13 protein-coding genes are annotated in these 18,946 nt (G+C 75.2%); 7 read left to right on the top strand and 6 right to left on the bottom strand.

From position 1 onward, the window contains the following. Positions 1–21 precede the first annotated feature (21 nt). On the top strand, positions 22–720 hold the full coding sequence (locus AB0B63_RS21585) for a CoA pyrophosphatase (RefSeq protein WP_208567726.1): 699 nt from the start codon (positions 22–24) through the stop codon (positions 718–720). A gap of 58 nt (positions 721–778) precedes the next feature. Further along, entirely contained in the window at positions 779–1,957 is a 1,179-nt protein-coding gene (locus AB0B63_RS21580; RefSeq protein WP_208567727.1) for a MarP family serine protease, read from the top strand. 63 nt (positions 1,958–2,020) lie between these two features. On the opposite strand, the gene AB0B63_RS21575 is transcribed toward AB0B63_RS21580, so the two are convergent. The 4 genes from AB0B63_RS21575 to eccCa all read right to left on the bottom strand — a co-directional run bounded on the left by AB0B63_RS21575 (position 2,021) and on the right by eccCa (position 9,060). After that, a complete protein-coding gene (locus tag AB0B63_RS21575; RefSeq protein ID WP_208567728.1) occupies positions 2,021–2,749 on the bottom strand; it encodes a phosphatase PAP2 family protein in 729 nt (242 codons plus the stop codon). Between the two features lie 29 nt (positions 2,750–2,778). Beyond that, positions 2,779–3,576, bottom strand: coding sequence for a phosphatase PAP2 family protein (locus AB0B63_RS21570; RefSeq protein ID WP_357021408.1), 798 nt, complete (start codon positions 3,574–3,576; stop codon positions 2,779–2,781). Between the two features lie 41 nt (positions 3,577–3,617). Beyond that, entirely contained in the window at positions 3,618–5,015 is a 1,398-nt protein-coding gene (gene mycP, locus AB0B63_RS21565; protein WP_357021405.1) for a type VII secretion-associated serine protease mycosin, read from the bottom strand. Positions 5,016–5,088: 73 nt separating this feature from the next. After that, positions 5,089–9,060, bottom strand: coding sequence for a type VII secretion protein EccCa (gene eccCa, locus AB0B63_RS21560; RefSeq protein ID WP_357021402.1), 3,972 nt, complete (start codon positions 9,058–9,060; stop codon positions 5,089–5,091). Between the two features lie 103 nt (positions 9,061–9,163). On the opposite strand from eccCa, the gene eccD reads away from it, so the two are divergent. Next, positions 9,164–10,564 (top strand): type VII secretion integral membrane protein EccD, encoded by a 1,401-nt coding sequence (eccD, locus tag AB0B63_RS21555; RefSeq protein WP_357021399.1) that lies wholly within the window; start codon positions 9,164–9,166, stop codon positions 10,562–10,564. Between the two features lie 71 nt (positions 10,565–10,635). On the opposite strand, the gene AB0B63_RS21550 is transcribed toward eccD, so the two are convergent. Continuing rightward, positions 10,636–11,142 carry an inorganic diphosphatase gene (locus AB0B63_RS21550; protein WP_204927072.1) on the bottom strand — a complete coding sequence of 169 codons (507 nt, stop codon included), beginning with the start codon at positions 11,140–11,142 and terminating at the stop codon, positions 10,636–10,638. 599 nt (positions 11,143–11,741) lie between these two features. Between AB0B63_RS21550 and dacB the strand changes: the two genes are divergently transcribed. From dacB to AB0B63_RS21530, 4 genes are all read left to right on the top strand, one after another. Continuing rightward, positions 11,742–13,352, top strand: coding sequence for a D-alanyl-D-alanine carboxypeptidase/D-alanyl-D-alanine-endopeptidase (gene dacB / locus AB0B63_RS21545; protein WP_357021489.1), 1,611 nt, complete (start codon positions 11,742–11,744; stop codon positions 13,350–13,352). A gap of 142 nt (positions 13,353–13,494) precedes the next feature. Then, the gene (locus AB0B63_RS21540) at positions 13,495–14,562 is read left to right on the top strand and encodes a zinc-dependent metalloprotease (protein WP_357021395.1); all 1,068 of its coding nucleotides are present in this window, start codon (positions 13,495–13,497) and stop codon (positions 14,560–14,562) included. A 232-nt stretch (positions 14,563–14,794) separates the two neighbouring features. Further along, positions 14,795–15,817 (top strand): tRNA lysidine(34) synthetase TilS, encoded by a 1,023-nt coding sequence (gene tilS / locus AB0B63_RS21535; protein WP_307799333.1) that lies wholly within the window; start codon positions 14,795–14,797, stop codon positions 15,815–15,817. Positions 15,818–16,191: 374 nt separating this feature from the next. Further along, a complete protein-coding gene (locus AB0B63_RS21530; protein ID WP_357021392.1) occupies positions 16,192–17,820 on the top strand; it encodes a gamma-glutamyltransferase family protein in 1,629 nt (542 codons plus the stop codon). 28 nt (positions 17,821–17,848) lie between these two features. Here the strand turns inward: AB0B63_RS21530 and AB0B63_RS21525 are convergent, their stop codons facing one another. Further along, positions 17,849–18,814 carry a helix-turn-helix domain-containing protein gene (locus tag AB0B63_RS21525; RefSeq protein WP_357021389.1) on the bottom strand — a complete coding sequence of 322 codons (966 nt, stop codon included), beginning with the start codon at positions 18,812–18,814 and terminating at the stop codon, positions 17,849–17,851. Positions 18,815–18,946 lie beyond the last annotated feature (132 nt).

Genomic DNA, 18,946 nt, shown 5'->3' with positions numbered 1-18,946 from the left:
CCCCGGTGCCGGGCCGACCCGGTGAATCCCCGTCCGCCGTCCTGGTTCGACCCGCTGCTGGACCGGCTCGGCACCGCCCGCGCCGAGGACTTCACCCGACTGACCACCCCCGAGGAGGGCGGCCGGGAGAGCGCGGTGCTGGTGCTGCTCGGTGAACAGCCCGGCGTCGGCCCCGACGTGCTGGTCCTCCAACGGGCCGCCACGCTGCGCAACCACGCCGGCCAACCGGCCTTCCCCGGCGGCGCGGCCGACCCGGAGGACGCCGACGCGCGGGCCACCGCGCTGCGCGAGGCCAACGAGGAGGTCGACCTCGACCCGGCCAGCGTGACCGTCCTCGCCGAGCTGCCGAAGCTCTGGATCCCGGTCAGCGACTTCGTGGTCACCCCGGTGCTGGCCTGGTGGCACAGCCCGCACCCGGTGCACCCCCGGGAGCCGGCCGAGGTGGCGCACGTCGCCCGGCTGCCCGTCGCCGAGCTGGTCGACCCGGCCAACCGGCTGCGGGTCCGCCACTCCAGCGGCTGGATCGGCCCGGCGTTCTCCGTCCGGGGGATGCTGGTCTGGGGTTTCACCGCCGGAGTGCTGGCCGCCCTGCTGGAGATGGGCGGTTGGGCCCGCCCGTGGCCCTGGTCGCGGGTGGTCGAACTACCGCCGACCGGGGCCACCCCGGCACCCTCCGCCGGCACCGACGAGGCCGACGAACTGGCCGGCCCGCTGACCTGACCGTCACGTTCCGCATCCACAGCGCCGCACGGGTGTCCGGTGCACGTACCCTTGACCGGTGTCGGCCGTGGATCTCGTTCTGCTCCTGCTCATGCTGGTGTTCGCGATCAGCGGATACCGTCAGGGCTTCGTCATCGGGGCGTTGTCGTTCTCCGGGTTCTTCCTGGGTGCGCTCATCGGTCTCCAGCTCGGGCCGTTGCTGGCCCGACAGTTCGTCGACAGCGGGACACGGGTGCTGGTCTCCCTGGTCGCGGTGTTCGGGCTCGCCGTGCTCGGCCAGGCGCTGGCCGGTTGGCTCGGCTCCCACCTGCGACGCACGATCACCAACGACACCGCCAGGCGGGCCGACGACATCGGGGGCGCGTTCGTCTCGATCCTCGCGGTGATGCTGGTGGCCTGGCTGGTCGCGGTCCCGCTGGGCTCCTCGTCGCTGCCCTGGTTGGCCGCCTCGGTCAAGAACAGCGCGCTGCTGACCGTGGTGGACCGGGTCCTGCCCGACCAGGCCCAGGAGTTGTCCACCGCGCTGCGGGACACCGTCGACACCAACGGGTTCCCCGACGTGTTCAACGGGCTGGGCCGTACCTCGGCGCGGCAGGTCGCCCCACCGGACCCGGCGCTGGCCGGTTCCCAGGTGGTGGCGAACAGCCAGCGGGCGGTGGTGAAGGTGCTGGGTTCCGCGCCGAGCTGCTCACGCCGGATCGAGGGTTCCGGCTTCGTCTACGCCGACGACCGGGTGATGACCAACGCGCACGTGGTGGCCGGCACCCGTACCGTCGCGGTCGAACTGCGCGGCGAACGGTACGACGGTGAGGTCGTCGTCTACGACCCGGACCGCGACCTGGCCGTGCTGTACGTGCCGGGGCTGCCCGGTCCGTCCCTGCGCTTCGCCGCCGGGCAGGCCGGCAGCGGCGCGGACGCGATCGTGCTGGGTTTCCCCCTCGACGGCCCGTACGACGCCCGGCCGGCCCGGATCCGGGACGTGGACCGGATCGAGGGCCCGGACATCTACAACGCCAGCAAGGTGAACCGGGAGATCTACACGATCCGGGCGCTGGTGCGCAGCGGGAACTCCGGCGGCCCGCTGGTCTCCTCCAACGGCCTGGTGCTCGGGGTGATCTTCGCGGCGGCGGCGGACGACCCGAACACCGGTTTCGCGGTCACCGCCGAGGAGGCCCGACCGGTGGCGCTGGCCGGCGCGGAGCGTACCCGTGGGGTGGCCACCGGCGACTGCACCTGAGCCCGCCGACGCCTCCCGACCGGCCGGGACCGGGGTGAGCCGGCGGTCGGGCGGGACCCGGGGTCAGCCGGCGGCCGGAGCGTGGGCGGGCGGGGTGTCCCCGCCCGCCGGGGCGCGGCCGGGCAGCTTGGCCCGGCCCCAGGTCAGTGAGCGGTCGAGGACCGCCCGCGCCATGATCACCACACAGGTGCCGCCGTTGACGAAGGACGCCACCACGTCGCTCGGGTGGTGCATGCCCCGGTACATCCGGGTCACCGCAACCCCGACCGGCACCAGCACCAGCAGGGTCCACCAGGTGACCTTGCCGGCGGTGCTCCTGGCCCGCAGCGCCAGCAGCAGCGCGATACCGACATAGAGGGCGACCGACGCCGAGGTGTGGCCGGACGGGAAGCTCGACGTCGGCGGGGAGACGTCCATGTGTTCCACCGCCGGGCGCTGCCGGTCGATGGCCATCGTGGTGAGCAGGAAGACCAGCGCCTGGGCGGTCACCGCCGCGCACAGGAACAGCGGCTCCCGCCAGCGGTGCAGCACCAGCCGGAGCACCAGCGCCACCAGCACGGTAACCACGACGATCAGTTGGGTGCTGGCCAGCGTGCTGAACACCAGCGAGACGTTGTTCCACCCGCCGGTGCGGTCGGCGGCCAACTCCCGGTTGACCGTGTCCTCCACGGTGAACGGCCAGACGTCGTCGAGGACCCGGGTCACCAGCAGCCCGAGCAGGACCATGAAGGCGAGCAGCAGGGTCACCGGAAGAAGGACCCGCTTGGCGACCTGCGCAGCGATGGCGGACATGGCCGCCCAGTACCCCCACCGGTGGCCCGCTACGCGTACGGGCCCGGCCGATCGGCCACTTCCGGCGACACCCCGTCCACCGCGGCCCGGGTGGCCGGCAGTCCGGCCTGCTCCCGCCAGGTGCGCAACGCCGCCGTGGTGGCCGCCACCACCGCCACCCCCAGCAGGCAGCCGCCGAGCACGTCGCTGGCCCAGTGCACGCCCAACGCCACCCGACTCAGCCCGGTCACCCCGACCAGCAGCACGGCGGCCGTCCAGAGCAGCACCCGGGCCACCGGGCGGCCCCGGGTGAACGGCAGGAACACCAGCAGCAGCACCCCCGCCGCGAGGGTCGCGTTCAGCGCGTGCCCGGACGGGAAGGAGAACCCGGCGGCGCGGGCCACCGGGTCGAGCAGCTCCGGTCGGTCCCGGCCGACGAGCAGCTTCAACAGCGCACCGAGCGCCCCGCCGACGGCCATCGTGGTGACCACCCAGAGCGCCAGCCGGCGGGCTCCGCGACGCCACGACCACACCACCACGACCAGCGCGGCCACCCGCAGCGGCCCCGGCGACGCCAGGTGCGTCCACGCCTTCATCGCCCGCACCCACACCGGATGGTCGGCGGCGAACCGGTGCAGGGCGTCGGTGACCGCGGCGTCCAGGCCGTGCAGCGGCGACCAGGCCCCCACCACCAGCACCGCCAGCAACGCGAACGGCACCAGCAGCAGGAACGCCGCCGCCGACGCCAGGGTCAACCGCAACCCGAGCGAGTGGTCCCGGTCCAGGCGGCGGTCCCGCCAAGACCGTTCCGACGAGGATACGGAGGTACGCGGACCGGAGGAACTCATGCGCCCTGCTCTACCCACCCGCACCCGATCTCAGGCCCGGTTCACCGGCCCCACAACCGGAACCGGCGCACCATCAACGCCACCCCGGTGACCAGGGCGACCGCCACGGCGACCCCCGTCAACAACCGGCGGGGGGCGGCGTCGTCGGCACCACCGGCCGGCTGGGCCGTCCACCGGGTCTGCTGGCGGGGTGCGGCGAAGCCGAGCGGGTCGCTACCGGTGCCGCCGGCCCGGGTGTCGTCGGCGGCACCGGGGGCCGGGCCGAACCCGACCACCCCGGGGGAGTCGTTGTCGTCCAACGGGTTGCGGTAGATCAGCGGCACGTCGGCGGTGAGCGCGGCCACCGGGTCGACCAGGCCGTACCCGAAGCGGTCGTCCCGGCCGGTCGGACCGATGTCCTTCGCGGTGCTCAGCAGGCGGTTCACCACATCCCCGGCGGACATCTGCGGGTAGCGGGCGCGGACCAGGGCGGCGGTCGCCGTCACCAGCGGCGCGGCGAAGCTGGTGCCCTGCACCCCCCAGTAGTTGCTCGGCGGGCGGGCCCCGACAAGGCCGGTCGCCGGAGCGGCCAGCGTGGTGGCATGGCCGGTGATCGAACCGGACCAGAGGTTCTCACTGTCGCGTTCCAGACCGGCCACCGCGATCACCCCCGGCTCCCGGGCCGGATACCAGACCTTCGAGGTGGTGGAGGTGGCGACGTTGCCGGTGCAGGCCACCACCACCACGTCCCGGGCGAACGCGTAGTCCAGCGCGGCGGCCAGGGCCGGGCTGTCGCCGCTGCCACCCAGGGACAGGTTGATCACGCGGGCGCCGTTGTCGACCGCCCAGCGCACCCCCTTGGCGACGATCATCGCGTCGTCGTAGCGGTTCTCGTCGTCGAGCACCCGCACCGGCAGGATCCGGGCGTCCGGCGCGAGCCCGACCACCCCCCGCCGGTCGTCGCCGCGCCCGGCGATCAGGCTGGCCACCGTGGTGCCGTGCCCCACCGGGTCCGGCTCGTCGCCGCCGGCGGGGGAGACCAGGTCCATGCCGGGCAGCACCTGGCCGACCAGGTCGGGGTGGCCACCGTCCACCCCGGAATCGATCACCGCGACCGTCACGCCGCGCCCGGTCGAGGTACGCCAGGCGGTGGCCGCGTTCAGCTCGTCGAGCTGGAACTGGTCGTCGCGGACCCGGTCGGCACGGGCCTGCACCGGGGCGAAGTCGGGTTCGGCCAGCGGGGTGCCGGTGCGCGCCCCGGCCAGCGCGGCCGGACGGCCGGCCACCGTGGAGACCGACGACGCGGCCGGCATGGAGGCGGGGACCGCGGCGGTAGCCGGAGGTGGGGCCGTGCCCAACACGGTGACGGTGGTCGCCGCGACACCGAGCAGCGCCCGCCCGGCGAACCGGTGCAGCGCCGTCGGGGAGCCCTGCCCAACCCTGGTCACATCGTCAGCCATTCATCACGGGACACCTGCTGCACGGAGATTACCGGTTCTCCCCGCCGACACGGCACGTTCCGGCACACCCGGATCACGGTGGCGGCAGATGGGCCAGTTGCACGAGGCGTACGCCCTCGCGTCGGGTGACCAGCCGGCCACGCCCCGCCGGCAACGGACCCGGCCGGACCGCGCCCACCAACTGCCCCTCGTCGGGGCTGCCGCTCATCACCAGCCCGGCGGTGGACAACTCGCGCAGGCGCTGCACGATCGGCTCGTACTGGGACCGGCCGGCGCCACCGCAGCGGCGGGCCAGCACCAGGTGCAGGCCGACGTCACGGGCCTGGGGCAGATGCTCCTCCAACGCCCGGAGCGGGTTCGCCGGACCGCTGGCCACCAGGTCGTAGTCGTCGACCAGGATGAACAGCTCCGGGCCGGACCACCAGGAACGGTCCCGCAACTGCGCCGGGGTGACCTCCGGGCCGGGCAGTCGACCCTGCATGTAACCGGCGACCGACTCGATCAACTCAGCGGTGTGCGCCGCCGCCGTCCCGTATCCGATCAGGTGGTCGGTCTCGACGGTGCCGAGCAGGCTGCGCCGGTAGTCGACCAGGATCACCCGGGCCTGCTCCGGGGTGAACCGGTCGATGATCGAGGTGGCCAGCGCCCGCAGGAACGACGACTTGCCGCACTCGGCGTCGCCGAAGACCACGAAGTGCGGCTCGGTGGCGAAGTCGAGCAGCACCGGGCGCAGATCCGCCTCGGCGATCCCGACCGGGAACGCCAGGCCGGTGCCGGCACCCGTGTCCAACTCGGCGTACGGCAGCACCGGGGGAAGCAACCGCACCCGGGGGGCGACCGGGCCCGACCAGGCACCGGCGACCGCCTTCACCAGATCCCCGGTGTCCCCGCCGGTGAGCTGCGGCAGGGCCGTGAGCAGGTGCAGGCTCTGCGCGGTGATCCCCCGGCCCGCCTGCTCCGGCACGCCGGCCGCCGCCGCCCGCTTCACCACCGAGTCCGACGGGTCGCCCAGACGCAGCTCCACCCGGGAACCGAACAGGTCCCGGATGCCGGGCCGGAAGTCCAGCCAACGCACGGCGCTCGCCACCACGTGCACCCCGTAGGACAGACCCCGGGTGGCCAGGTCGGTGATCAGGGGTTCCAGGTCGTCGTACTCGCCGCGCAGGGTGGCCCAGCCGTCCACGACGAGGAACACGTCACCGAACGGGTCGACGGTGGGCTGACCGGCGGCGGTGAGTGCCCGGCGGCGGGCACGCCACGCCGCCATCGACTCCACCCCGAGCTCGGCGAAGCGGCGTTCCCGCTCGGCGAGCAGGGTGGCGATCTCTCCGACGGTACGCCGGACCACCGTCGGGTCGGCCCGGCCGGCCACCCCGCCCACGTGCGGTAGCTCCCGCAGCGCGGTCAACCCGCCGCCACCGAAGTCCAGGCAGTAGACCTGCACCTCGGTCGGCGTGTGGGTGAGCGCCAGCGCGCAGATCAACGTCCGCACCGCGTGCGACTTGCCGCTCTGCGGTGCCCCGACCACGGCCACGTGCCCGGCCGGCCCGCCCAGTGCCAACCACAGCAGGTCACGTCGCTGCTCGTACGGCTTGTCGACGATCGCCACCGGCACCTGGAGGCCACCGTGCAGCTCCGGGTTGGCGAAGCCCAGGCCACGCTGCGGGTCGACGGTGGGCGGACCGAGCAACTCGTCCAGGGTGGGCGCGTGCTCCAGCGGCGGCAGCCACACCTGGTGGGCCGGCGGACCCTGCCCGGCCAACCGGCCGACCAGCGTGTCGAGCAGGGTCTCGGCGGCCTCCCCGACGGCCGGCAGGGCCACCGGGGCGACCGGTTCCGGCACCGGGACGAGGTGGGTGGAGAAGGCGAGCAGCCGGGCCGCCCCGCCCGCCCCGCCGCCGCCCGCCCCGCTGCGCCGCCGGACCGGCCCGGAGACGTAAGCGGCCCGGAACCGGACCAGCGGGTCGGTGCCGGCGCGCAGGTAGCCGTGCCCGGGGGAGCGGGGCAGCTCGTGGGCGTCCGGCACCCCGAGCACCGTGCGGGACTCCAACGCCGAGAAGGTCCGCAACCCGATCCGGTACGACAGGTGGGTGTCCAACCCGCGTAGCCGCCCCTCCTCCAGCCGCTGGCTGGCCAGCAGCAGGTGCACGCCGAGTGACCGGCCGAGCCGGCCGATCTGCACGAACAGGTCGATGAAGTCGGGCTTGGCCGACAGCAGCTCGGAGAACTCGTCGCAGACCAGCAGCAGTGACGGCAGCGGGGCGAGCGGCGCACCGGCCGCCCGCGCCCGCTCGTAGTCGCGCAGGCTGGCGAAGTTGCCGGCCCGGCGCAGCAGCTCCTGGCGGCGCATCAGCTCGCCGTTGATGGCGTCCACCATCCGGTCGACCAGCGGCAACGCGTCGACCAGGTTGGTGATCACGGCGGCGGTGTGCGGCAGCCGGTCGAAGGAGGCGAAGGTGGCTCCGCCCTTGAAGTCGACAAGCACGAAGTTGAGCTGCTCCGAGCTGTGCGTGGCGGCCAACGCCAACACCAGGGTACGCAGCAGCTCCGACTTGCCGGAGCCGGTCGCGCCGATCAGCAACCCGTGCGGGCCCATCCCGTCCTGCGCGGACTCCTTGAGGTCCAGCTCGACCGCGCCGCCGTCCACGCCGACGCCGATCGGCACCCGCAGCCGGTCGCGGGGTGAGCGGGGCAGCCAACCCTGGTCGGCGGTGAACCCCTCCGGATCGCCGAGCCCGAGCAGCTCGGGCAGGTCGAGTTCGGCACCGGGGGTGGCCTCGGTGCCCCGGCTGACGGCGGCGAGCCGCAGCGGGGCGAGCCGGCGGGCGACCGCCTCCGCGTCGGCGACGTCCAACCGGTCGGCGCGGCCCACCTCGGCGTGCCCCTCGGCCGACCAGGAGTGCAGCCGGCCGGCCCGGACCTCCAGCAGCAGGGCGAACCGGTCCAGCAGGCGCGGCGGCGGGGTGTCCAGGTCGAGCACGGTGACCGCGTCGATGCCGCCGTCGCCGGTCAGTTCGGTGGCGTCGGTCAGGTCGCCGCCGTCGAGGAGCACCACCACGTGCGGGCCGTCGGTGGCCGGCCCGGCCGGGCTGAACCGGGACCGGCTGGCCAGCACCTCGCCGAGGAGCCGTTCCAGCTCGACGGCGGAGCTGGCGACCAGCCGGACCGGGCCCAGCGCGTCGACCCTGCTCGGGTGGTGGGCGTGCGGCAGCCACTTGACCCACTCCCAGTGCCGCCGCCGTTCCGGGCCGGCGCAGACCGCGACGAGCAACTCGTCGGGGGCGTGGAAGACGGCGAGCTGGGTGAGCATCGCGCGGGCCAGCGCCTGCGCGTCGGGCGACCCCGTGCCGCCGCTCTCCGCCGCCCCGCCGGTGCCGTCGGACCGCCCACCCCGGACGAAGACCCGGGCGAAGCTGCGTAGCGACAGCGCCACCGGCAGGTCCGGCACCACCGAGTACGCGTCGAGGAAGCGCCGCAGCGCCCCGGCGGTCATCGGCTCCAACTCCTCCAGGGGGCGGGTGACCGGCGGGACCAGCGGGGTGGCCAGCGTCTGCGGCCCGACGGCGATCCGGACCACACCGAAGTCCGGGTCGGCGGGGCGGCGTTCCCAGACCCGGTGGCTGTCCACCGTCGACCAGAGCCGACCCGGGTCCGGGTGCCGGTAGTACAGCCCGGCCCGCTGCTGCCGGGCGGTCTGCCGGACCCGTCGCCGCAGCCCGGTCAGGTGCCGCAGGTACTCCCGGCGGGCGGCCATCATCTCCGACTTCCTCGGCGTGCCGGAGGCACTGCCCCAGGAGGTCATCAGCATCGCCACCGAGGAGAGCCCGAACATGCCGCCCACCACGTACGAGTAGGCGCCGCCACCGCGACCGAACATCATCGCCATCGCCACCGTGCCACCCAGCATCGGCAGCACCATCAGCGCCTGCTGCCAGCGTCCGCCGGTGACCACGGGGATCTCCGGCGGGCCCTCCACGGGCAGCTCGCCGACCGGGATCTCCGGCGCGGGCCGGCGCGGTGGCCGCTTGATGACGACAGTGGACAAAAGGCACCTCCCTGTGGCGCTCGGTAACCCGAACCTGGCTCATCGTAGGTAAAGTGCGCGTCGTCCGTCAGCCACCGCTCCCGATCGATATGGAGTCCAGTCGATGACAACCGGGCTGGCCAGGGTCACCATCAGCGCCCCCGGGCGCCGCGTCGACGTGGCCCTGCCGGAGCAGGTGCCCCTGGCCGAACTGCTCCCCGAGGTGCTGCGGCACGCCGGCGAGGGGTTGGCCGACGACGGCGAGCGGCACGGCGGCTGGGTGCTGCGACGCACCGACGGCGCGGTGCTGGTGACCGCGCAGCCGCTGCTGCCGCAGGGGGTGCGCGACGGCGAGGTGCTGCACCTGGTGCCCGCCCACGACCAGTGGCCCGAGCTGGAGTACGACGACGTGGTCGAGGCCATCGCCGACGGCGCCCGCCGCCGGGGGGCCGCCTGGTCGGCGGCGACCACCCGGGCCGCCGTACTGGCCGGGGCGGGGGTGCCGCTGGCCGTGGGGCTGCTCGCCGTCCTGGCCGCCGGGCCGGGGCAACCCGCCGGCTGGCCCGCCGCGGGCGCGGTGGCGCTGCTGCTCACCCTCGCCGCCACGATCGCCTCCCGGGCGTACGGCGACGGCCCGACCGGGGCCACCCTCGGCGGCTACGCCCTGCCGTACGCCGCGACGGCGGGTGCCCTCGCGGTCAGCTCCGGGGACCCGGTCGGGTCGGTGCAGCCGCTGCCCTGGCTCGGCGCACCCGAACTCCTCGCCGGTGCGGTGGCGCTGCTGCTGGCCGCCGTCCTGGGTCTGCTCGGCGTCGCCACCCGGCTGCGGGTCTTCGTGGCCGGCGCGACCGTCGGCGCGGTGGGTACGCTCGCCGGCCTGGGTGGGCTGCTGCTCACCTCGGCCGCCACCGCCGCCGTACTGCTCTGCGTGCTGGTCTTCGCCCTCGGGGTGCTGCCGTTGGCGGCGATCCGGCTGGGCAAGGTGCCGCTGCCGCCGATCACCCTGCCGGACGCCCCGACGGGCGGCCCGGACGGGGTGCGGGACCTGCCGGACCGGGGTCGGGTGTACGCGGCGGTGGCCCGCAGCGAGGAGATGCTGACCGGGATGCTGCTCGGGCACGCCACCCTGGTCGTCGCGACCGTGTCGGTGCTCGCCGTCACCGGCGGCGTCGCCGGGCGGGTGCTGGTGGCGGTCGGGGCGGCGGTGCTGCTGCTGCGGTCCCGGCTGTTCGTGGCGGTCCGGCACCGGGTGCCCCCGGTGGTCGCCGGGCTGGCCGGGTTCGTGGTGCTCGGCGCGGTGCTCGCCGGCCGTTCCGGTGCCCTCGGGCTGCTGGCGTTGAGCGGGGGAGGGCTGTTCGTCGCCCTGCTCGCCGTCGCCGCCGGTACGACGTACGCCCGGCGACCGGTCTCGCCGTACCTCGGTCGGGTGGCTGACCTGACGGACACCGCACTGGTGGTGTCGGTGGTGCCGGTGGCCTGCGCGGTGCTGGACCTCTACGACACCGCCCGGGGCCTGCTGGGCTGAGCCCGACCGCCCGCCCGGTCACGCCGCAGGCCCGGACCACCGGGGTCCGGGCCTGCGGTGGAGCTGGTGGGTCAGTGGGCGGTGCCGCCCTGCGCCTCGGCGTCGCGGGCCCGCTGGTAGGACGCCAGCACCTCGGCCTCGGCCTCGACCCGGCCGACCCAGGTGGCGCCCTCGACCGACTTGCCCGGTTCGAGGTCCTTGTAGACCTCGAAGAAGTGCTGGATCTCCAGCCGGTCGAACTCGCCCAGGTGGTGGATGTCGCGCAGGTGCTCCTGGCGGGGGTCCTCGTAGGGCACGCAGAGGACCTTGTCGTCGCCGCCCTTCTCGTCGGTCATCCGGAACATGCCGATGGTGCGGCAGCGGATCAGGCAGCCCGGGAAGGTCGGCTCGGGGACCAGCACCAGCGCGTCCAGCGGGTCGCCGTCCTCGCCGAGGGTGCCCTCGATGAAGCCGTAGTCGGCCGGGTACTGGGTCGACGTGAACAGGGTGCGGTCCAGCCGGATCCGGCCGGTCGCGTGGTCCACCTCGTACTTGTTTCGGTGACCCTTCGGGATCTCAACCGTGACGTCGAAATCCATCTCCCACGCTCCCTCGTCTGCCCACGCTGGCTGAACGGAACCACTGACGCCCCCGGTACGGATGAATGGCCACCCGTCGGCTCCGGACGCCGCATAGTCTTCGGACCGAAGTAGTGTCACCCAGGCGAGTTCGGCGGCGGGAGGAGGGGGTCGTGGGGAGGGAAGATTCACACTACCGCCCGGAGGGGGTTGACGGCCGGGGTTCGGGGCGACCCGTGACCGGCGGGGCCACCGGCCGGGTGTCGGTGCCCGACGCGAACGTCCCACGCCGCCCGGAGTCGACCCCCGAGTCACCGTCGGCCGCTGGTCGGGTCGCCGACCAGCCGCCCCCGCCGGCCTGGCGTCCACCGGCCACGGCCGCCGCCGGTCGCGCGTCCGTCGGCTCCGCCCCGGCAGCCCCGCCCTCCGGCTCCGCGCAGGTCCCGCCGCCGTCCGGCTCCGCCCCGGCAGCCCCGCACTCCGGCACCGCGCAGGTCGCGCCGCACGCGGGTAGCGCCCCGGTCGCGCCGCACGCCGGCAGTGCACCGGCCGCGCCGCACTCCGGGTCCGCGCAGGTCGCGCCGCATCGTGGTGCGGCGTCGGTCTCCCCCGGGGGCGGGATGCCGTCGCCGCCCGTCCATTCGTCGTCACCTGCCCAGCCGGGGTCGACTGGTCATCCCTCGCCTGCCCACCCGTCGTCGGCCGCCCAGCCGGGGCCGGCGTCGCGTCCCGTACCCCCCGGTTCCACGCCGGTCACCGGCCCACCGGGGGCGGCCGGTGGGCCGCCGCGTCGCCGTCGGCGGTGGGTGCCGGTGCTGCTGGTCCTCGTGCTGCTGGTCGGCCTCGCCGGGGCGGCGGCGGTGCTCCGGCCCGGTCCGGTCGCCGACTGGCTGGGCGCGGACCCCACCCCGTCGCCCTCCGCGCGTCCCCCCGAGCCCGACCCGTCCCCCGTGCTCGCCGGCCCCGACGCCGCCGCCCCGGTGCCGACCCCCGCCGGGGTACGCGCCGCGGTCGAGCCGCTGACCGGTGCCGCCGCCCTGGGTAGCCGGGTGAACGTGTCGGTGGCCGACGTGGTCAGCGGCGAATCGCTGTACGCCAGGGGCGGCGACGACGGCACCGTCCCCGCCTCGGTCACCAAGCTCGCGACCGGGGTGACCGTGTTGAAGGCGCGGGGCCCCGGCTACCGGATCGCGACCCGTGCGCTCGCCGGGGCGAACCCGGGCGAGGTGGTGCTGGTCGGTGGGGGCGACCCGACCCTGGCCGTCGACAAATCCGGCTTCTATCCCGGTGCCGCCCGGCTCGACACCCTCGCCGCCCAGGTCAAGCAGGCCCTCGGCGGCACCGCCCCGACCCGGGTGGTGGTCGACTCGACCCTCTTCCCCGGCCCGGTCCACGGTCCCGGCTGGGACGCGGACATCCCGACCGGCGGCTTCGGCGCGTCGATCACCGCGCTGATGACCGACGGCGCGCGCCAGGACCCGGCGGGGGCGCGGAAGAACTTCGCCGACAGCCACGGTGCGGCCACCCGGTACGCCGAGCCCGACCTGGCCGCCGGCCGCTCCTTCGCCCGGCTGCTCGGCCTGCCGGAGACCGGGGTGGTCCGGGGCACCGCCCCGGCGGCCGGCGGCGCGACTGAGGGTGGTGCAACCGCGCCCGGCACCGAACTGGGCAAGGTCGAGTCGCTGCCCATGATCCGGCTGGTCGACATCATGATCACCGACAGCGACAACGTGATCGCCGAGGCGCTGGCCCGCCAGGTCGCCCTGGTCCGCAACCAGCAGGCGTCCTTCGCCGGCGGCGCGGCGGCGATGGACGAGGTGATCGGCGAACTGGGCCTGCCGGCCGACGAGATCAGCCTCGCCGACGCCAGCGGACTGTCCCGGAACAACCGGATCAGCCCCTCGCTGCTCACCGACCTGATCGCGTTGGCCGGCAACGGCACCCATCCGGAGCTGACCGCCATCTTCGGCGGCCTCCCGGTGGCCGCCTGGTCAGGCACCCTCGGCACCCGGTACGAGTCGACGTCCACCGCCGCCGGGGCCGGCGTGGTCCGGGCCAAGACCGGCACCCTGACCGGGGTGCACGCCATCGCCGGCCTGGTGACCACCCGCGACGGCCGGCTGCTCACCTTCGCCGTGCTCACCGACCAGGCGCCGGGCGGCGACCCGGAGGTGACCCGGGCGGCACTGGACCGGATCGCCGGTGCACTGGCCGGCTGCGGCTGCCGCTGAGCAGCCCTGCCGTCCGTCGCCGGGTGGGCGGGGTCGCCCGCTGCCGTCCGGCGGGTCGCGCCCTGGTCGTGCCCGGTCGGCCGTGGGGCAGCCCGTCGTGCGGAACCGGCCGGGGTGTCGCGGCGCGGGTACGGTGGGTGGCATGGCGCAGTTCGTGGACTGGGATCTGGCCGCCGCCACCGCGGGGGCGCTGAGCAAGTCGGGCCCCCGCGTGTCGTACGCGGAGGCCACCGAGGTGGTCGGCGATCTACGCCGGCTCACCGACGAGGCGGCCGGGCACGTCGCCGACTACACGGGGCTGCGCCCGCAGGTGGGTCATCCGCCGGTGCGGGTGGTGGACCGGCGGGACTGGGCGGCGACCAACATCGCCGGCCTGCGGGAGGTGATCACCCCACTGGTCAGCCGGCTCTCCGGCGACAAGCCGCCAGGCGCACTCACCGAGGCAGTCGGCTCCCGGCTCACCGGGGTGCAGGCGGGCACCGTGCTGGCGTACCTCTCCGGCCGGGTGCTCGGCCAGTACGAGGTCTTCTCCGCCGACCCGGGGCAGCTGCTGCTGGTCGCGCCGAACATCGTCGAGGTGGAGCGCAAGCTCGGTGCCGACCCGCGCGACTTCCGGCTCTGGGTGTGCCTGCACGAGGTCACCCACCGCACCCAGTTCACCGCCGTGCCGTGGATGCGGGCGTACTTCCTCGGTGAGGTGCAGGCGTTCGTGGACGCCTCGCAGGGCACCGAACACCTGGTCGAGCGCCTGCGCCGGGGGGTGTCCACCCTTTCCGACGCGGTACGCGACCCGGACAGCCGCACCAGCGTGCTGGACATCGTGCAGACCCCGGCGCAGCGGGCGGTGCTGGACCGGCTGACCGCGCTGATGACCCTGCTGGAGGGGCACGCCGAGTTCGTGATGGACGGCGTCGGCCCGCAGGTCATCCCCAGCGTGGAGCGGATCCGGGCGGGGTTCAACCGCCGCCGGGAGGCGGGCAACCCGCTGGAGAAGGCGATCCGCCGGCTGCTCGGGGTGGACGTCAAGATGCGCCAGTACGCCGAGGGGCGCAAGTTCGTGCACGGCGTGGTCGAGCAGGTGGGCATGGCCGGCTTCAACAAGATCTTCGGTTCGCCGCTGACCCTGCCCCGGCTGGACGAGCTGGGTGACCCGGCCGCCTGGGTGGCCCGGGTACACGGCCCGGCCGGCGCCACCCCGACCGCCGGCTGACCCGGTGGCCGGTCGGCCCAGCTCCGTCGACCCGGTGGTCGGGGACAGCTCTGTCGGCCCGGTGGTCGGGCCCGGCTCTGTCGGCCCGGCCGTTGGTCCGGTGGTCGGGGGCAGCGCTGTCGGCTCGACCGTCGGACCGGTGGTCGGGCAGAGCGGTGCCGAGCCGGTGGGCGGAACCAGTTGCGTCGACCCGACCGTGGCCGGACGGCACGTTCGCGGTGCCCCACCCGGGGTGGCCCTCGCGCCGTCGGTGGCCACCCTGCGGGTCGCGGTGCGCCGTGCCCTGGCCGGGTTGCCCGCCGACGGGCCGGTGCTGGTGGCCTGCTCGGGCGGGCCGGACTCGCTCGCCCTCGCCGTCGCCACCGCCTTCGTGACGTCCCGGCTCGGGCGGCGGGCCGCTCTGGTGACCGTCGACCACGGGTTGCAGGCCGGGTCGGCCGAACGTGCCGCCGCCGTCGCCGACTGGGCTGCGAGCGTCGGGTTCGATCCGGTCGAGGCGGTGCCGGTGACGGTGGCCGGCCGGCCGGGGGGCCCCGAGGCGGCCGCCAGGCAGGCCCGCTACCAGGCGCTCTCGGACGCCGCCCGCCGGTACCGGGCCAGTGCCGTCCTGCTCGGACACACCCGCGACGACCAGGCCGAGACGGTGCTGCTGGCGCTCGCCCGGGGTGCCGGCCCGCGTGGGCTGGCCGGGATGCCCGCCCGGCGGGACCTGGCCGGGGTGCCGCTGCTGCGCCCACTGCTCGACGTCACCCGGGCACAGACCCGCGACGCGTGCGCGGCGTCGGGCCTGACCCCGTGGCAGGACCCGCACAACACCGATCCGTCGTACGCGCGGGCCCGGGTCCGCGCCGACGTGCTGCCGGCCCTGGTCACCGCCCTCGGCGAGGGGGTCCTGGACAACCTGGCCCGGACAGCACGACTGCTCGCCGCCGACACCGCCGCCCTGGACGACCTGGCCGCCGCCGCCCTCGCCACCCCGCCACCCCCATCCGACGGGGCGGCAGTCGACCGGCCTCCCCTGCGGGACGGTGGGGGCTTGTCCGTCGTGGCGCTGGCCGGGTTGCCGGGGGCGGTCCGCAGCCGGGTGCTGCACGCCTGGGCGCGGGAGTTGGGGGCCCCACCCGGTGCGCTCTCCCACCGGCACGTGGACGCGCTGGACGCGCTGGTCACCGCCTGGCGGGGGCAGGGTGCGACGGCGCTGCCCGGCGGGGTACGCGTCGGCCGTCGCGGCGGCCGGCTGCTGCCCGTCGGCTGAGCACATCCGATCGGGGTCCGTTGGCTGAGCACATCCGATCGGGGTCCGTCGGCTGAGCGTGCCCGAGTGGACGACCCGTCGGCTGGACGCCTCCCGAGTGGGACCCGTCGGCTGGGCGCGTCCCGAGTGGGGACCCGTTGGCTGGCTGAGTGCGCCTCAGGCAGGGTGGCCGGGGGCAGAGGAGTGATCAGATTGCGTTTTTGAGCATTCGGGCCGGCGTGTCGTCTCCATTTTCGCAATCTGATCATGATGTGCCGAGCGCCGAGTGCCGAGTGCCGAGCGCCGAGTGCCGAGTGCCGAGTGCCGAGGCGCCCGTGCAGCGGCGTGGCCGCGTACCCGTGGGGTGGGTTGGGGTGGTGCGGTAGACAGGGCTGATGGCGTACCCCCGCAGTGCCCTGTTCGCCCCGCACGGTGCCGTCTCGACCAGCCACCCGCTCGCGGCGGCGGCGGGTCTGGCCGTGCTGCGGCGCGGCGGCAACGCCGTCGACGCGGCGCTGGCCACCGCGATCACGTTGACCGTGGTGCAGCCGCCGTCCAACGACATCGGTGGTGACCTGTTCGCCATCGTCTGGGACGGCGACCGGCTGCACGGTCTCGCAGCCGTCGGGCGGTCACCGGCCGCGCTGACCCGGGAGGTGGTGCTGGCCGCCACCGGCGGGGCGGCGGCGGAACCGGTGGCGGCGCTCGGTGGCGCGCAGGCGGCCGGGCCGGCGATGCCCGCCCGGGGCTGGCTGCCGGTGACGGTGCCGGGTGCGCCGGCCGGCTGGCGGGACCTGCACGACCGGTTCGGTGTGCTGCCCTTCGCCGACCTGTTCACCGATGCGGTCGGGTACGCCGAGCATGGCCATCCGGTCTCCACCGGCACCGCCGCCACCTGGGCCCGGGCGCTGGCGCAGCCGGTGCCGACGGGTGCCGAGTTCACCGAGTTCGACCGGGTCTTCACGGTAGCGGGTCGGGCACCCCGGCCGGGTGAACGCTGGCGCAATCCGGCGGCGGCCCGGACGCTGCGGCTGATCGCCGCCACCGGCGCGGAGGACTTCTACCGGGGTGCGATCGCGGCGGCGCTGGACCGGCACGCCGCCCGTACCGGTGGCTTCCTCACCGCCGCCGACCTGGCCGCGCACACCTCGACCTGGGTCGACCCGGTCAGCGTCAGCTACCGGGGGCACGAGGTGTGGGAGCTGCCGCCGCCGGGGCAGGGGCTGGCGGCGCTGCTGGCGCTGGGCGTCCTGGACGGCCTCGACCCGGGCGTCGACCCGGTGGACCGGGTGCACCGGCAGGTGGAGGCGGTGAAGCTCGGCTTCGCCGACGCGCACGCGCACGTGGCCGACCCGGACCGGGCCGACGTGCCGACCGCCGGCCTGCTCGACCCGGGCTACCTGGCGGCGCGGCGGGCGCTGCTCACCGACCGGGCCGGCGACCCGGTGGCCGGCACGCCCGAGCGGGGCGGCACCGTCTACCTCTGCACGGCCGACGCCGACGGGCTGATGGTCAGCCTGATCCAGTCCACCTACCTGGGGTTCGGTTCCCGGGTGGTGTTGCCCGGCCACGGTTTCGTCCTGCAGAACCGGGGCACCGGTTTCCGGCTCGACCCGGGTCATCCCAACGTGGTGGGGCCGGCCAAGCGGCCCTTCCACACGATCATCCCGGGCTTCCTGACCCGCGACGGGGCACCGGTCGGGCCGTTCGGGGTGATGGGCGGGCACATGCAGCCGCAGGGGCACGTCCAACTGGTCGCCGCGACCGTCGACGCCGGCCTCGATCCGCAGGCCGCCCTGGACGCCCCCCGCTGGTACTGGCACGCCGGCCGGACCCTGCTCGTCGAGCCGGCCCTGGCGGCGGAACCCGGCCTGGTCGCGGGGTTGCGCGCCCGGGGCCACGAGGTCACCGTCGCCGACGAGCCGTCGGTCTTCGGGTACGGCCAGGCGCTGTGGCGTGACCCGGCCGGCGGCTGGGTGGTCGGCGCGGAGCCCCGGGTCGACGGCGCGGCGCTGGGCTACTGACCCCGGCGCTGCCCCCGGGGGCGGCGGCTCAGGCGGTGGGGACGCGGTCGCGGAAGGTGGTGCGGTAGCCCTGCGGGGTGGTGCCGACCCGGCGGGCGAAGTGGTGGCGCAGGGCGGCGGCGTCGGGGAACCCCGAGCGGGCGGCGACGCTCTCCACGCTGAGCCGGGTCTCCTCCAGCAGCTGGCGGGCCAGCAGCACCCGCTGGTTGGTGAGCCAGTCGTGCGGGGTGGTGCCGGTCTCGGCCCGGAACCGGCGGGCGAAGGTCCGCGGTGACATGCCGGCGCGGGCGGCCAGCTCGTCCACGGTGGTCGGCCGGTCCAGGTGCCCCACCAGCCAGCTCAGCACCGGTTCGAGGGTGGGGGCGTCGGGGGTGGCCGGGATCGGCGCCTCGACGTACTGGGACTGGCCGCCGTCGCGGTGCGGCGGGACCACCATCCGCCGGGCGAGCCGGGTGGCGGTGCCCGAACCGTGTTCCTGGCGTACCAGGTGCAGGCAGGCGTCGATGCCGGCGGCGGTGCCGGCGCTGGTCAGCACCGGCCCGTCGGCCACGTAGAGGCTGTCGCACCGGACCCGGGCCGAGGGGTGGCGGCGTTGCAGCTCGTCGACGTACTTCCAGTGGGTGGTGCACTCCCGGCCGTCGAGCAGGCCGGCCGCACCGAGCACGAACGCGGCGGAGCAGACGCTGAACACGTACGCCCCCCGGTCGGCGGCGCGGCGCAGCGCGGCCAGCACCGCCTCGGGCAGCTCACCGTCGCCGTGGGTGTACGCGGGCACCGCGACCAGGTCGGCGTCGTCGACCGGGGCGAGGTCGGCGTGCGGGGTGAGGCCGAAGCCGGAGGCGGTGCGCACCGGGTCGCCGTCGGCGGTGCAGACGGTGAACCGGTAGCCGGGGAAACCGTCGTCGGTGCGGTCGGTGCCGAAGACCTCGGTGAGCACGCCCAGCTCGAAGACGGCCACCTGGTCCAGTGCGATGACGGCCACCGATCGGATCATGTGACGAGGGTAACCGCAGGAGTGGCAGAAAATCGAGGGGGTATGGCATTGCTGCCACTGTCCGGGGCCGGGGTGGGGGCGGAAACTGGTAGTAGTCCGGTGCGCGCCGGCGGCGAAAACCACTCAAATCCC

It is taken from the genome of Micromonospora sp. NPDC049081 (genome assembly GCF_040648835.1).
Lineage (GTDB): Bacteria > Actinomycetota > Actinomycetes > Mycobacteriales > Micromonosporaceae > Micromonospora > Micromonospora antibiotica.
Note: the sequence above shows the minus strand (reverse complement) of the source record. Positions and strands in the feature narration are given on the sequence as shown.